A 14781-nucleotide genomic window follows, 5' to 3' on the forward strand; every position below is an offset into this window, starting at 1 on the left:
CGAGTAATACCCTTGGAAAATAGATACGACCGACTGCCCCGCGCAGGTGATATCGATAGAGAATCAGGCACTGAAACACTCTATTTATCACCAAAGCCAGTACCAACTGGAGTGCAACCTTTCAGTGCTCGCCAACTACACCGCTATGCCGATGAAGTAGTCCTAGACTTTGCCGTTTTTAGAGGAAGCTTTGAGTTTATGACTCGAGCCGGAATCGGGGCGGTAATGTTCCTGTTGATTTTTCTGTTTTTCACAACGGGTTTCGGATCCTGGATAAGACGTGACATAGAACCTTTCTGGAGTAGCTGGCTGGACTTCTTCACAAGCATTGCCGTTTGGGGCTTTGTGGGGGCGCTGGCCACTCTCTACCTTTGCGTTTTTTTCTTTGCAATTCGTCGGGTAAGCCATCAACCTCCTGTACGCTTCAATCGTCAGCTTCGCGAGGTCGTCTTTGTTCCCAAAAAAGGCATGACCCCACGTTATGTACAGTGGGAGGAAGTCATTGCGAGTGTCTCGATCAGCAAATTGATCACTCAATATGCTGTCATTCCTGAATTCAAATTAATGATTGGGCTACGTGAGACGAAAAATGGCGATGTGCTTTGGATTAGTGTTCCAAGTGGAAATTTGAATCAGGCTATCGCTGAGTGGGAGGCAATCCGTGTCTATATGGAAGATGGACCGCGAGCCTTGCCCGAGGGGCAATCGGATGAATTCGAAGCAGGCTCGGTCGCCTACTTTCATATGTGTAGAAAAGGTTATCGCTCCCATCATTCATTGCTTCGATATCTCTTCGGCTTCCTGATCATTCAATTTTTCAGTGGTTGGACGATTCCTTGTTACCTTGCCGCTTGGATCAATAACCGCCCTAAGACAGGCTTCCCAAGGGAAGTTCTTGAGTGGTCGCTACCGCGCCCAATTGAAGAACATGCAGTACCTAGCAAGGAACTGATTAATGAAAGTGCTGAGATCAGAAAGGCATTTTCAGAAGGACAGAACCTGGTGGACTACTTCAAGATTAAGCTTGGCGAGTCGAACGAAATACCAACATAAAGCAGACAGATTTTTTTCTTTGACGGAGCTGCCCAGCGCACCCCTTCGACGTAAACACTTACACAGCAAAACCAGGAAGATTTCCCACAAGGAGCAGGACGCATGTTGAAACCCATAATCCCATTGATCTTGGCAACCACCGCCCTCAGCGCCCAGGCAGACATCCAGGTCCAGATCTCGCCAATACCCGAACAACTGAAAAACCTGAAGCCAGTCACCATTGCGGAAAGCAGCTTGGAAGAACAAAAGCGGCTCAACCAAATCGACGAAATAGTCCAGCGCTTTAACCTGAACATTGAAGAGAAGTTCATCTACGTCGGCAAAGAAACACCCCACTCACTCCTGGGAATTTTGGATACCGTCTACAAGGTTTATCCAGAAGAAGCCCAGTTGCAGGTGGTTAAACTCGACATCCAAAAAGGGTATGCGCGTGTCTACCCTGTCAGCCCCCAGGATATCCAGCCATATTCGAGTTTCGCGACGAGCCCGCTCGACGCCCGGATTGCCAACAATATCCTGAGTCCCGGTGCATCCGCGGCCCGATCCAAAGCCTAATTCAAAGACTGGTACGACACTTATCAATCGTCTCGGGTCAAGCTCGCCCGAAAGGTAGTGGCGAGTGATGCCTGTGAGACTGTCACGAGTGTCGAGCTCTACAGTTTCAACGGGGATGTGTTTACTGCGTTCTGTGGCAATGGCATGGCGTTCCATCAAACGCCGGCGCAGGTTGAAGCGGACGAGTCTATTGATCCCGCGATAAAAAAATGGGTTGTCAAACGGCCCCTGTGAGTTCGGGGCTCGTCACCCTGAGCGTTAGGTCCATTCCGATTACGAGGCGCCCTCACGCCGAGCAGCGCATTTCTACGTGTCTGTGCGGGACGCCCATTAGACATGTGCCAGAGAGTCAACCATGAAGAACTCGATACGACGCCGACACTGCGCCCTCTTTGCCGCACTCCTGCTGTCGACCAGCACCGCCGCCTGGGCAGTGCCAGCAGATCAGGCAAAAGCTCGGCCACCCAGTCCAGCTCAGTTGATGCACGAGGCACAACGCCTGAGCAGTGAAAATTCACTGGCAGAGGCCACGGTCGCCGCCCGGGCGGCCATGGAGGCGGGCCGCAAGGGTGGCGCAATGGATTTCACGGACCTCGAGGCGGGTGTGTTGCTCGTCAATCTGCTGCATCAGCAGAAGAGATACGAAGAGGCCCGGATCGCCGCGGAAGAGCAGATAGCGTATTGGGAGCAGCAAGCAGCCTCTGTCGGGTCGACTAACAGGCGCGACCCGCGCATCACGAACATGCTGGGCCTGGCCATCGAGGCAAGCATGCTAGCGGGTGAAAGAGCCGAGGTCGTACGCCTAGAGGAAAAGCTTTTTGCGGCCGTCAGTCCCTATCCCGGTCTATGGCGCTTGTCGCCGGACGAGCCGCGCTTGCGTTACGAATTGGCTGACTTCTCGATGCCACTCCTGCTGGGGCGGTGGAAACTGGCGAAGTTTGAACCCGCAGAAAAACGCGAAGCCGCCACCCTCCTCCTCTATACGCAGGAGTTGGCAAACGGCCGCCTGAGCGCCGAGATTTCGCTGGCTTATGACGAAGCTCAACGCAAATAAACGGCATCGCAACGCCAGGATTGGCTCAAACCCTATCAGGAACAGCGTGAAGTTCGGGCGGTTGCATCGGCGATGCCTGACCTCCCCTTCGACGACCTGGCCGCCGTCAAACTGGGGAGGCAAGAGGAGTGTGACGGCGAGCAATGCACCAATATTCGTTGGACGGCGCTTCGCGGCGACTGGCGCATGGACATCGATGTGGTGTTCAAATCGCGGGACAAGGCCCAGGCAGTTGAGCAGATGCAAAAGTTGTTCGCTGCGCTGAACTGGCAAAGCGCACCACCGCTGTTCCGCGAACGCACTATGGCCGAGCAGACCCAAGACATGGATTCAACCTGGGAGCTTCCGGGCGGCGAGTCCAAGGCTGCGGAACTGGCGAAACAGGCGTTGCCCGACGCCATTTTCCCGGAGGAAGTGGCGCGCGTGCAGACACTTATCGGCGTGTCGCAGTACCGTCACGGCGCGCTGGATGCCGCGCGCCGCTCGCTGGGTTTGGCCGTGCCTGCCTGGGAGTATGGCTTTACCTATCAACTTCTCTACGGAACTGCGCTGGATTACGCCGCTGATATCGCCTACCGCCAAGGCAGAACTCAGGAGGCCGTCGCCCTGAACCGGACGCTCATCGAATGGCAGAAAAGCGATGCTACGCTCGGCTGGATAGTGCCGAAGGATGAAAATGCGCTGGTTAACAGCTCGATGGGCATACATCTACCCTTGCGCGTGGGCGACTACCGCCTGAGATTGGGTACGGAATATCGCTTCTATTACGAAAATCTGCAAACAGGGGCACAACTTGGCCTCACCGTGGGTTCGGCCCAGACATCGGACGAAAAGCTTGAATCAATACTGCGTTCGTTCATGTCGGAAACGCTGGGACTGCAAGCCGGGGATGTGCGCAGGACGAAGTTTTCGCCCAAGTCGGCCGAGCCCGCAAAGTCGCCAGCAACCGGCGAGAAATGGGAGTTCGATGTTACGAAGCTGCCTGGCGATGAAGCGGCCGTATCCGACGACTTCGTTGCTGGCGTCCAGCGCAAAACGCCCATAAAGATGGCGTTCTGGATCGTGGACCGCGAGGGGGAACGGTCGTTGCTAAGGGCGCCAATCATGGGCGGTGAGCAAACCAGGAATGAGGCAAATCAGATCGCACAAGCGATGTTCTGGTAGCGCCAGACGACAGCTTATTCAAAACCCTTCTGCTCTTCGTCCAGCCCGCATCGGCAGGCCGGCAAGCCAACTATCAAACGGCAGCTGGCGTGCCTTGGGGGTCAAGATTGACCATCAGGGGCTTGGTCGCACTTCTGATCATCGGCCCCAATATCAGGTTACTGCCGATCAACACCACCACGGCCACCAGCACTAGGGTGTCGGACTTCAGGAAACCGAGAAAAGTACCGCCGAACACACACACCGATAGCAAGCCACTGAGCATCATGGCCAGCATCATGGGTTTGGCAGGGTTGTCGAAACCCAGGAAGCGTTGCTTTTCCACGGCCGATATCACCAGTTCGGCCTTGCAGCCCTTGCACGCAATGGGGTGGTCTTCGCGCAACAGCGTTTGCTGTTTCTTGCCGATGGGAAATTCCTTTTCACAGGCGTTGCAGTGGACTTTCATGCCAATGATATTTGCGCGAGAGGAGCTCATCTTGATCCTTAAGATTGGCGGAAAACATTGCCGCCGGCAGCTGCAGGTGCGCGGCGGCGGATTGTTGCATGTTTGAGCAAGGCCAACAGACTTAGCTGTCGTCCGTTTCTCAACAATTAGTTCGGCTGATCACCTATGCAATCAGGCAGATTGGGGCCGATCTCGATCATGGCCGCCGACACCGTGGGGTAGGTTCGGCCACCCCAATCCAGAGGCCCGCCAGCATTGACCAGGTCGTAGATTTCGCTTTCGCCAATCAGTTGGCCGTTGCGATGATCGTACAGACGAAAAAAAGCCGGAATTTCCCAGCGTGCAAACCAATAGACTTCTGCCTCCGGGTCCGGGAAAGCCATTGGGTGCAAGAACCAAGGCAAGAGCCAGAAAGGTTGAAATTGCTGAACCCGATAACACCCGTTGGGGCTGATGTCAGGGGCGCCGACTGGTTTCGCCAGGCCCTTTTCCCACCACTGCGACGCGGCCCACAGCCCGGCGCAGAACAGGGGCATACAGAGCCAAAAACGTTGACGTCGACTCAGTCTTTTCATCTTCTGATATCCATATCAATCTGCCGAGCCGCGTCTTTTAAACGTAGCGTGGCATCGGCAAAAAAGGCCGAGCAGTTTACCTTATATGAGTTGCACAGCGAGTCTCCTCAATGCCAGAGTTGCCCGCCTTAATCGCGAGAACTACATCTGTTTCCTTTTTCGACGTGCCGGACTAATGAGATACAACAAAAATCCACAAGCGTCAGCTTGGGCGCGCAGGTTCGTGGTGAAATCAGAGGCGATTCAATGCTTGGCCCACGAGCCTTGAAGTCCCCTTCATCGGGTTTACCGAAACCACTTCCACAAACCTGAATTTCTACTTGGCCGCCCTGGTAGCTTCTTACTCTGTTGGAGGGGTACTCAGCGTATCCGCCTCATCAAAAAGGGACAGATTTAATTTCTATTTATTTGAGAATAAATCCATCCCATTTTCTCTCTTGTCGGACAGGGAATATCAATAACGATATCAACGCCCGTGGAAGAAAAGAGACTGCGACAGAGTTCTATCGAACACAAGGTTTTGAAGAGACTAACATTCCGGGCCACTTGAGCGGAATCGACTTTAATCAGCCAGTAAATGTAGAGACGTTGAATCGAGGTAAAACGGTTTATCAATTTCAATCACCCGGAGCCCCACAAGGCAACTATTATTCTCTGAACCCTGCTACAAGCCCATCGATGCTCGGCATTGGTCCGCTCGAAGATAATCGCGCAACATGCACGGTGGAACTAAAACTGCAAGGCATTTATCGACGACCGGAAAAACGACAGTATTGAATCGACAGCCAAACCGATTGATGATACGTGGTTTGTAAAAGGGATGACGCAACCGTCATCAGGTGGGGGCACTCAAGTCCTTATCAGCGCTAAAGACTAACTTTGAAAAAACAAAATAATTTATCAAAATCTAAGAGACCACGAATGAAGCAAACTGATTTATATAACATGGCAAGTCGTTGCGGCTTTATGGTAACGGCGTTTTCGGACCATCCAGACTTCTTTTCATCTTGGTCATTAAATATTGGAAAAGACGATAAAAAATACATGATAGAGCACGACAATAGAGACGGCTGGCTAATATTCTACCAAGAAAACGAACAAAATAAATTCAAAGAAATTGATAAGAAAATATCTCATGCCATAGACGACAATGAAAAAATAAACCAGTGCGAGTCTTGGCTGTTAAGCGTTTAAAAAGCAAATTCCAGCGAGAGAGAAAAAAGGAACAAAAGGAACAAAAGGAACAAAAGGAACAAAAGGAACAAAAGGAACAAAAGGAACAAAAGAGGGAACAAAAGTGGCCAAATTTATTTCCTATGCTCGAAAATAAATCTGTCCCCTTTCCGGTCCCTAGAAAATAAACATGCGCCCTTTTCGCAGCAAATAAGAATTAACGAACAGGAAAATAATATGTTTGGTGAAGACAAACAAAAAATACAAAATGACTGGGAGGATGAAATATATCCTCGCAACAACTCCATAATGTCCTACAATGGATTTTACTGCCTATTCGAGATATCTGAGCAAAGTCAGTCATTACAAAGCAAATCTTGGCAACCAGCACTAGATTATGCATTAGAGGAAATCAGCTCTGTGAGGGGTTTGCGACCCTTGACATGGTAGAAAAATTTAAGGGCCACGAGATAAAGTGCGGCGAATGTCTAGCATCCGGAGAGGATGGCTTCATATCACTGACAAAAAAAGCAATGACGAATTGGATTGGATAATTGTATTAAGCACAACAAATCCTTTCGAAAAAATAGAACTCCACGAAGATTTTATTTATGTTACTTCTTCTAACGGCACAAAGGTAAAAATCCCACCAGAACGCCCGGACAGATTCACGATACAGTGGGAGTGATACGAAAACGAACACTAAAATAAAAAATCGAACACCATCCAGCGTTTGGAAGAGTTTTTGTCGCCCACGTTAAATATCGAGAAATAAAAACTTTTATAAAGATGATAAAGAAGCGTCGTTGCGTCAAGTCAACAATTGATTTAGCTAAAGGTCTTTAATATGAAAAAAACCTCTCGATCCGATGCGACTTACATGCTGAGCAAACAAGCTTTAGCGTCCCTTGACAATAATACGCGCGAATTACTGCTACTGAACTGGTGGGGAATTGATGATAGCGACGAAGAATTCGCCTTACTTTCAAAAGAGATGCAAGAACTACTTGTTTCAAACGAAGAACCTCCAAGCGATGTGCAGAATCCTCTATATGACGAGTTGCTTTTGATTGCTTTGTACTCAGAGTACAAAGGCGTGACAAACTCATATTTATCTACCTCCATGAAAAAAATGGGACTTGGCGAACATGAGGTGGTTGGGTTTATCGAACCATTGGAGACTTGCCCTTGCTGTGGCTACCGAACGATATCGTCAAGGGCAAACTATGAAATTTGTGATCTATGCAGATGGGAAGATAGTGGAGTAGTTGATCCTGAGCAGTACAGCGGTCCAAATCATATGACACTCGGGGAAGCGAAAGCGATATTTGCGAAGAGCATGTGCACACTGCCTTTATATAAATGGGCTATCTGATAACGACCGAGAGGTTGAGATTTATTTTTATACAATGTTTAGTCCTGAACTAAAACTAAGTTTAGTTGAAGACACAAACGGGTGTACCTTAGAGTGTATGATCCTCTCGTTCCCAAGGAAAGAAACACCTAAATCTACGAGGCATTCAACCTAAAAAAAATAGAATAATAACAAAAACAGGGACAGATTTATTTTCTACGCTCGAAAATAGATTCGCCCCCTCTTTTCAAAGAGGATGGACTTATTCTGAGAGTTACAATTGGCGCCCCAAAAGAAGGGGATAGTTGGTCATGGCAGTATTCGGAAGATCGTTGGGGGGGAGCAAGAAGTTTCCTTGAAAGAACCCCGCGGCGGGGATATTGAGGTGTTTAAACCATGAACATATTAGATTTCTTACAGCAGCATTTTCATCTCGCAGATGGCGGGATGAAATCGGCCCAACTATTAAAAAAATCAGCTAAAGAAAGTTTCGTTTTTAAAAACGCTTACATAATAATAAAAACTAGCGACGCGTATAAAAAAGAACTCACCATTCAAAAAGAAATTGCAAATACAACCTCATCGGAAATGCTAGGATTTGCAGAGCTTATAAGTTCGCTTTCAAATATCGCGCCTGACGCAATACTATCAATGCGTTTCATTAATAGTACTAGTTGGGACGGTCGCATTTTTTATGATGAAAAAAATACATTCATTGGCGCGATAATTGGAAAAAAGAAAAATAAAAATTGGGAGACGCCCCCAAACTGGGATGGCTCAGAGGAAATGCTACGAACATACAATGCCCAAAAAGACACCTAAAACCTTTATGAAACGGGACACCCATGCACGAGCCGATCTCCAGTCAAGGGCAAGGTGTTTCTTTTTCGTGTAAAGGCATGTCGAATCGGGATAATTCGATAGAAGGCGGCATCATTACATAATGAAAGCTGCTGTTCCTCAGAAGCTACAGTTGCACTACTTAAGACAAAAACGGAAAGGTACCCCTTTTTAAGCTGAGTCGTAAACTCACCTTCCGACTGTAAAAGGCAAGGACGGAGAAACAGTACACATTTACTAACAAAGGGAGACAGATTGTTTTCCATTCTCAAAATAAATCCGTCCCCTTTTCGCAGAGATAATCGCGCAGCAGGAACGGTGGAACTAAAACTGCAAGGCATTTATCGAACGACAGAAAAAACGCCAGTATTGAAATCGACAGCCAAATCGATTGATGATACGTGGTCTGTAAAAGGAATGACGCAACCGTCATCAGGTGGGGGCACTCAATTCTTTAGCAGCGCTAAAGGTAACTTTGAAAAAACCCAGTTATTTATCAAAATCTAAGAGACTACGAATGAAGCAAACTAATTTATATAACATGGCAAGTCGTTGCGGCTTTAAGGTAACGGTGTTTTCGGACCATCCAGACTTCTTTTCATCTTGGTCGTTAAACATCAGAAAAGACGATAAAAAATACATGATAGAGAACGACGGTAGAGACGGCTGGCTGATATTCCACCAAGAAAACGAACCAAATAAATTCAAAGAAATTGATAAGAAAATATCTCATGCCATGGACGACAATGAAAAAATGAACCAGTGCGAGTCTTGGCTGTTAAGCGTTTAAAAAGTAAAGTCCAGCGAGACGTCAACAAAAAGGGGACAGATTTATTTTCTGTTTGAAAATAAATCTGTCCCCTTTTCTCTCAGTGTTAGCCAGCAGGATCGCAACCTGTTCCAGCGCCGCTACACCTACGATGCCAATGGCAACCTCGCCGGCATCGACGACAGCCGCAGAGGCACCCTGGCAAAGGCGAACGAGACATCTGGGGTGGGGGCCGAGAAGGGCGCGAAGGGCGCGAAGGGAAAATAAAAACGGAATAATTGGAGCACTGATATGAAACACAATCAATCTATCAAGATAAACGACCTGATCGATTTCTTAAAGGCTCAGAAAAAAGAGCTGACCTATTGTGTTTATGGGAAAGGATCATCGGACCAAGCGACGCTGAAAACCGACTGCGTGATTGATGAATATTCGGAGATCACCGATGACGACGAAGAGATTTTCCCAAAGTACATCACTCAAAACAATCTTGAGTTTTGGTTTACCGACGAACTCTTGGAGGATGTTACATTCAACGCACTGAAGCAAAAAATATCTGCTACAAATGAGGAAATACTAAAAGCCATTAAACATTACAATGAGCACGACAGCTTCATGAAACCATGAAAATACAGCACACAAAAATAACCGCGTTCCCTTTTTGCTTGCTGAATGGGAATGCAGCTAGACAAGGTTCGGAAATTGCCCCGCCGAAACGATAGGCTTCCATAAACTTGCATACATAAATTATGTAGACTGGACGGCGATTGGAAGGCGGGTCCGATGCTCTACCATCAGGACTAGAACTGAGGAAACGAAAAATGGGGTCGAAAAAAATCGTTTGTATTTGGACGGCAAATACCGATTGGGAACCGTCTACTCTTCGAGATGTGATGAGCGCAGAGTACTCTGGGGACGGAGACTTTCTTGGCTCTGAGTTCAGCAAGGCTTCCTCACTTGGTTTTGTTGACGATGACACTGTCGAAGCAGATAAAATCGAGCCAACAAATTCTTTAATTGATGCAATTGACGGGTGCTCATACGACCTTGACATCGCGTCTGACATGAAAAATAAAAACACTCCTCTGACCGATGCGCCTATAGACACCATAGTTGCAATCTACGACTACTCCTTCTCCGGCACTCCACAAAACACTAAAATCAGAAACAAGCTATTTACATACCGAGGAAGCTTTGAATACCAACACTAAACTCTTAGAGAACAGAGCGTAAGGAATAGTTATATTTCTGCGTTCTAAAATAAATCTGTCCCTGGGAATTCCCTATGAACAGTAATCCGACTTATAAATTATATGGAGACCCCCTATCCTGGCATCTACGATAAAGTCAGCCCAGGCCCCAAAGACAGAGGACAGCCGGGTGACTCAGGTGATGGCGTCAGCCAGTGCATTGAGCTCACAATTCCCAGTGACGAAGGCAGCGCACGGCCCCGGACTAAGATTAAGTACCGTGCGCGCCGATGACCAAAAACCCTGATTAGGGAGTATTCGCAGTTTCCTGAGCAGTAGATTCTCCACTTTCAGTCCCCTTCCCGCTGTCCTCACGCTTCTTCGGATCAGTCGGGCGCAACGCATCGTTATCACGCTCCACCTCACCCGGTGGCCGTGGTTCGTCGGGGTGTTCGCTTTGGTTAATCGGTTTCATTCGAGTCTCCTCACGCTTCGGGGTCGTCGACTTCTTCGGCGACGTTGATGGCCGGCGAATCCTTATGGGATTGCTCGGCTTTGGCTTTCAGGGTTTGCCATTGTTGGAGGTCGATGGCGCCCTGCCCCAGCAAGTCGTCGGCGACGCGCAGCAGTTCGCTGTAATGCGCGTCGGGGGATTGTTGCCAGTAGGCTTTGTCCTCGAACAGACGTTGCCAGGTGTCGAGGTCCGGGGCTTTGAGGTCGTCGCTCATGGCGCACTCCAGTAATCGGTTTCTTAACTTAGGAGGGCGCCGCGATGGCGAGAGTTCCGACTCAATACCCGGTCATTTCCAGATAACCCTGCCCCGCGTGGCTGCCGCTCAAACGTACCGGGCCTTCCCAATAGGGAATGCGCAAATCCATCCACGCGTTCGGGTTGAGCGCGGTGTTGCTGATGTCGAGGTTTTTGCTGGGGATTTTGATGGTCCAGCGCACCGGCATTTGGTGTCCGGCGACCTTCGCGGTGTCTTGCGGCGTGAGGTTGATGTCGTCGCCGTGCAGCGGCTGAGTTTGCCCTTGTGCGTCGATCCAGGTGCCCGTGAGGTAAGGCGCGCCGTCCTTTTGCCGCATGCGGTAGAGCATGACGTTTTCGCCGCTGTCCAGGTGCAGCGAGAACCAGTCCCAGCCGGTTTGGTTGGCGGTCAGTGGTTGGCTGCTCCACTCGCGATCGAGCCACGCCGGGCCGCTGACGGTGTAGGTTTTGCCATCGATTTGCAACGTGCCGCTCGCCTGGAAAAACGGTTGGCTGTAGTAGTACGACGCCTGGCCTTGTTCGGATTTTTGACTGAAGCCTTTGTCGCCCTGAAGCACCAGCGGTCGAGAGGATGTCAGCCGTAGTTGATAGCTGAACGCCTTGTCGCGGGCACTGAGTTGCATGTCAGCCAATGGATCTGCGCTCGCGCTGCTGAAGCGCCAGTCATCGATCCACGCATTGAACGGCGCCACGCTTACACCGGCCTGCGCCACGCCGCCTCGGGCGTAGCGTTCAGCAGCATGATGCGCGGTCGCCGAGGTCACCGCTGCGTGGCCGAGCCAGATGGTCTGGTTGGCCCAGCCCGCGACCTCGGGCGTGGCTTTCAACGCGCTGCGAAACAGCGTCCATTGCACGCCGAATTCCTCGCCCTGATCGTCCTTGAGATTGGCGGTTACGTACCACCACTCGATGCGAAAACCATCGTGCGGTCCGTGGTCTGCCGGAAAACTGAACGGCCGCCCCGCCACCACCGGAGTGAACGCCGCCGCGTCGCCGCCCATCCCGGCGAAGCCTTTATCAACCGGCGCCGAGTTATCGCAGCCGCTTAACAACGCCACTAACCACGCCAATGACAAAGCCAATAACGGCCCGAAAACCTTAATCCTCATGCGCAAAAGTCCTTAGCAAATCCGCCGGGCGTGTGCGGTACAGCGTGTACAACGGCCACGCCGACGCCAGCAGCGTGGCGAGCAGCGCCAGCCCCATCAACTGCAGTAATTGCAGCGGGAACACCCGCAACGGCAGGCGCCAGCCAAACGCCTGAACGTTGATCACCGTGTCCAGGCACCACGCCAATGCGATGCCCAGTGGCAGCGCGAGCACCAGCGTCAGCACCGCCAGCAGCCAGGTTTGCCCGAGGTTGAGCAGCATCAATTGTCGCCGCGTCACGCCCAGCGCCCACAGCGGCGCGAGTTGGCCGAGGCGGCTCTGGCTCTGCGTCAGCAGGCTGATGAACAGCGCCACGCCGGCGACCCCCAGCGTCAGGCTATTAAGCGCGGCAGTCGCGGCGAATGTGCGCTCGAACACTTGCGTCGACCACCCCTTGAGCCGCGCCTGATCGACGATGTGGCTGTCGTCCAATTCAAAGCGCTTCTGCAGCTCAGTCAGGAACGGCGCGACGGCGGGCGGATCAATGCGCAGATTGAAGCGGTTCGGCGTGAGCTGCGGCCAGCCGCGCAGCAAGTGTTCGACGTTGACCAGCAGGTGGCCCTTGGGATTGCCGTAATCGGCGTAGATCCCGACGATGCGCGGGCTCCACGAGGCGTCCGGCGTGGGAATCGTCAGGTGATCGCCCAAACGCACCTTCAAACGCCGCGCCAATTGTTCGCTGAGCATCACCGTATCGTCGCTGGCCAGACGTTGCCACGGGTTGTCGCCGAGCGCTTCGAGCAGCGGCCAGTGTTCACGATAACTCGGGTGGTCGATCACGCCGTAGACGTCCGCCGGCCAACCTTGCAGTTGCACCGAAACCTGCCAATTGGGCAGCACCGCCGTGACCTGCGGTTGTTGTGTAAGCCAGCTCTGCAACTCGCGCGCCTGTGCCGGATTTTGTGGGTTGATGTAGAGCTCGGCGGTCAGGCGTTGTTCGAGCCAGTCGCTGAAGGTCTGGCGGAAACCGGCGGTCATGCTGCCGGCGCCGATGTTCGCCGCCAGCGCCAGCAGCAACGCCATCAGCGCCAGACTCAGGGCCGGCAATTGCTGGCGGCAATCGGCGAGAAACCATTGGCCAAGCACCGAACGACTGCGCCGCAGCACCAGGTTGAGCACGCCGTTGAGCAATACCGGTAGCGCCAGCGCGGCGCCGAGCAGCATCGTTGCCATCAGCACAAAACCGCTGGCCAGGCTGTCACCCCAGATCCACGCCGACAGCGCGATCAGCCCGGCAATGCCAGCGACCCAACCTTGGCGGCGCAACCATCGTGCATGCGCCTGATGCCAAGCCTGCGGATTGGCCAGCGCCAACAGCGGCAGTCGCGCCGCTCGCAATAAACTGTTAGCGCCGGCCAGCAGCGCGCCGAGCAGGCTGAGGCCGACGCCGCTGAGCCACCACAGCGGACTCAAACTCAGCTGCCCCGCCACTTCGGCGCCGTACAAACCGCGCAAACTGGCGGCGACATCGGGCAGCAATACGCTCGCCAGCAGGTAACCGCTGGCGACCCCGGCGACGCCACCGATCAGCGCCAGACCACCCAACTCGACCGACAGACACGCGATCAACATCCGCGCGCTGACCCCGCAAGCGCGCAAGGTTCTGAGCAAACCTCGGCGTTGCTCCAGCGCCAGACCGATCGCCGCGTGGACGATGAACAGGCCGACGACGAACGAGAGAAATCCCAAGGCATCAAGGTTCAGGTGAAAGCTTTCGGTGAGGCGCGAAAGATTGTTTTCTTCGCCACTGCTTTTGAGCTGCAACTGGCCTTTGAATTGATCCGGCAAAGGCGCGTTGAAGTCTTTCGGCAGCAGCAGGCGCGACAGCTGATCCGGCTGATCGAGGATCTGCTGGGCGAAGCCGATATCGACCAGCAATACGCCGGGCGCCATGTCCGGTTGCGCGTGCAACGGCGGCAAGCTGTGCCCGCTCTCTGCAACTGGCCGGTCACCTTCGCGCAACCCCAGCGCCTGCAACGTCTGCGGCGCGATCCAGGTGCTGCCCGGCGGGGTAAAAAACTCGACAATTGCTTCTATCGCCAAGGCCTGCCCCGCCACCGCCGAACCGGCCGGCAATGACACCGGCTCAATGCCCATCAGTTGCAAGCGCTGATCGTCGTGTTCCTTGAGCGTCAACCGGCCTTGCAGCACCGGCGATACCGGCCAACCGGCGCGGCGCAAGTCGACGAACAGTTGCTGGGAAAACACCGCGCCGCTCGGCGCGCTCAGGCTGGCCTGGGGTTCGCCGCCGATCAACTGGCTGGCCTTGGCGTAGCTTTCTCGCGCCTGGCTGTTCAGTGCCTGCACGCCGGTGAGCAGGCTGGTGGCGAGCCACAACCCGGTCAACACACTGAAGAACTGCACCGGGTGCTGGCGCCAATGGCTGAGCAGCGCACGGAGCGTTTCACGGAAAACCCGCACTTCAGCGCGCCTCCGCGTCAGCCAGACGGCCACGGTGCAGCACGACTTTTTCCGCCAGCCGCGCGGCCACCCGCGGGCTGTGGGTGACCATCAATAAGGTCGTCGGCGTGTCATCGAGCAGTTCCAGCAACAACTTCAACACCTCGTCGCTGGTCGCTTCGTCGAGGCTGCCGGTCGGTTCGTCGGCCAGCAGTAATTTCGGCTGCGAGGCCAGCGCGCGGCCGAGCGCGACCCGTTGTTGCTGGCCGCCGGACAGTTGCTCCGGAT

18 protein-coding genes and 1 pseudogene are annotated in these 14781 nt (G+C 52.6%); 13 read left to right on the plus strand and 6 right to left on the minus strand.

Annotated features, from left to right (window positions below; genetic code table 11):
- The first annotated feature begins 12 nt into the window (after positions 1–12).
- The 4 genes from BI292_RS29250 to BI292_RS23145 all read left to right on the plus strand — a co-directional run bounded on the left by BI292_RS29250 (position 13) and on the right by BI292_RS23145 (position 3826).
- Complete coding sequence (locus BI292_RS29250; protein WP_256592731.1) at positions 13–1053, plus strand: hypothetical protein; 1041 nt, start codon at positions 13–15, stop codon at positions 1051–1053.
- A gap of 102 nt (positions 1054–1155) precedes the next feature.
- Entirely contained in the window at positions 1156–1608 is a 453-nt protein-coding gene (locus BI292_RS23135; RefSeq protein ID WP_101209308.1) for a hypothetical protein, read from the plus strand.
- A gap of 355 nt (positions 1609–1963) precedes the next feature.
- A complete protein-coding gene (locus tag BI292_RS23140) occupies positions 1964–2662 on the plus strand; it encodes a hypothetical protein (RefSeq protein WP_101209309.1) in 699 nt (232 codons plus the stop codon).
- A 72-nt stretch (positions 2663–2734) separates the two neighbouring features.
- The gene (locus BI292_RS23145; protein WP_101209310.1) at positions 2735–3826 is read left to right on the plus strand and encodes a hypothetical protein; all 1092 of its coding nucleotides are present in this window, start codon (positions 2735–2737) and stop codon (positions 3824–3826) included.
- 73 nt (positions 3827–3899) lie between these two features.
- On the opposite strand, the gene BI292_RS23150 is transcribed toward BI292_RS23145, so the two are convergent.
- Both BI292_RS23150 and BI292_RS23155 read right to left on the minus strand, forming a co-directional pair.
- Entirely contained in the window at positions 3900–4304 is a 405-nt protein-coding gene (locus BI292_RS23150; RefSeq protein WP_157831294.1) for a hypothetical protein, read from the minus strand.
- Between the two features lie 116 nt (positions 4305–4420).
- Positions 4421–4849, minus strand: a complete 429-nt coding sequence (locus tag BI292_RS23155; protein WP_092270338.1) for a hypothetical protein — start codon at positions 4847–4849, stop codon at positions 4421–4423.
- Positions 4850–5257: 408 nt separating this feature from the next.
- Between BI292_RS23155 and BI292_RS23160 the strand changes: the two genes are divergently transcribed.
- The 9 genes and pseudogenes from BI292_RS23160 (at position 5258) to BI292_RS23200 (ending at position 10196) form a co-directional block, all read left to right on the plus strand.
- Entirely contained in the window at positions 5258–5626 is a 369-nt protein-coding gene (locus BI292_RS23160; protein WP_256592732.1) for a polymorphic toxin type 46 domain-containing protein, read from the plus strand.
- Positions 5627–5770: 144 nt separating this feature from the next.
- Entirely contained in the window at positions 5771–6043 is a 273-nt protein-coding gene (locus tag BI292_RS23165) for a hypothetical protein (protein WP_101209313.1), read from the plus strand.
- Positions 6044–6869: 826 nt separating this feature from the next.
- Positions 6870–7397, plus strand: a complete 528-nt coding sequence (locus BI292_RS23175) for a CPCC family cysteine-rich protein (protein WP_101209315.1) — start codon at positions 6870–6872, stop codon at positions 7395–7397.
- Between the two features lie 375 nt (positions 7398–7772).
- The gene (locus tag BI292_RS23180) at positions 7773–8198 is read left to right on the plus strand and encodes a hypothetical protein (protein WP_101209316.1); all 426 of its coding nucleotides are present in this window, start codon (positions 7773–7775) and stop codon (positions 8196–8198) included.
- 273 nt (positions 8199–8471) lie between these two features.
- The gene (locus BI292_RS23185) at positions 8472–8723 is read left to right on the plus strand and encodes a polymorphic toxin type 46 domain-containing protein (RefSeq protein WP_101209317.1); all 252 of its coding nucleotides are present in this window, start codon (positions 8472–8474) and stop codon (positions 8721–8723) included.
- Between the two features lie 10 nt (positions 8724–8733).
- Entirely contained in the window at positions 8734–9006 is a 273-nt protein-coding gene (locus BI292_RS23190; protein WP_101209318.1) for a hypothetical protein, read from the plus strand.
- Between the two features lie 81 nt (positions 9007–9087).
- Positions 9088–9180: pseudogene (locus BI292_RS29535) on the plus strand (hypothetical protein); the annotation flags it as partial.
- A gap of 96 nt (positions 9181–9276) precedes the next feature.
- The gene (locus BI292_RS23195; RefSeq protein WP_101209319.1) at positions 9277–9612 is read left to right on the plus strand and encodes a hypothetical protein; all 336 of its coding nucleotides are present in this window, start codon (positions 9277–9279) and stop codon (positions 9610–9612) included.
- A 194-nt stretch (positions 9613–9806) separates the two neighbouring features.
- On the plus strand, positions 9807–10196 hold the full coding sequence (locus tag BI292_RS23200; RefSeq protein WP_101209320.1) for an immunity 22 family protein: 390 nt from the start codon (positions 9807–9809) through the stop codon (positions 10194–10196).
- A 464-nt stretch (positions 10197–10660) separates the two neighbouring features.
- Here the strand turns inward: BI292_RS23200 and BI292_RS23205 are convergent, their stop codons facing one another.
- From BI292_RS23205 to BI292_RS23220, 4 genes are all read right to left on the minus strand, one after another.
- Positions 10661–10903 carry a hypothetical protein gene (locus BI292_RS23205; RefSeq protein ID WP_092270365.1) on the minus strand — a complete coding sequence of 81 codons (243 nt, stop codon included), beginning with the start codon at positions 10901–10903 and terminating at the stop codon, positions 10661–10663.
- A 61-nt stretch (positions 10904–10964) separates the two neighbouring features.
- Positions 10965–12053 (minus strand): lipocalin-like domain-containing protein, encoded by a 1089-nt coding sequence (locus BI292_RS23210; protein ID WP_101209321.1) that lies wholly within the window; start codon positions 12051–12053, stop codon positions 10965–10967.
- The gene (locus tag BI292_RS23215) at positions 12043–14514 is read right to left on the minus strand and encodes an FtsX-like permease family protein (RefSeq protein WP_101209322.1); all 2472 of its coding nucleotides are present in this window, start codon (positions 14512–14514) and stop codon (positions 12043–12045) included. Before BI292_RS23215 ends, BI292_RS23210 begins: the two co-directional genes overlap by 11 nt.
- A gap of 1 nt (position 14515) precedes the next feature.
- Positions 14516–14781, minus strand: a 266-nt coding sequence (locus BI292_RS23220; protein ID WP_157831296.1) for an ATP-binding cassette domain-containing protein, incomplete at its 5' end; no start/stop codon positions are given.

This window comes from Pseudomonas sp. 43NM1 (assembly GCF_002836905.1).
GTDB lineage: Bacteria > Pseudomonadota > Gammaproteobacteria > Pseudomonadales > Pseudomonadaceae > Aquipseudomonas > Aquipseudomonas prosekii.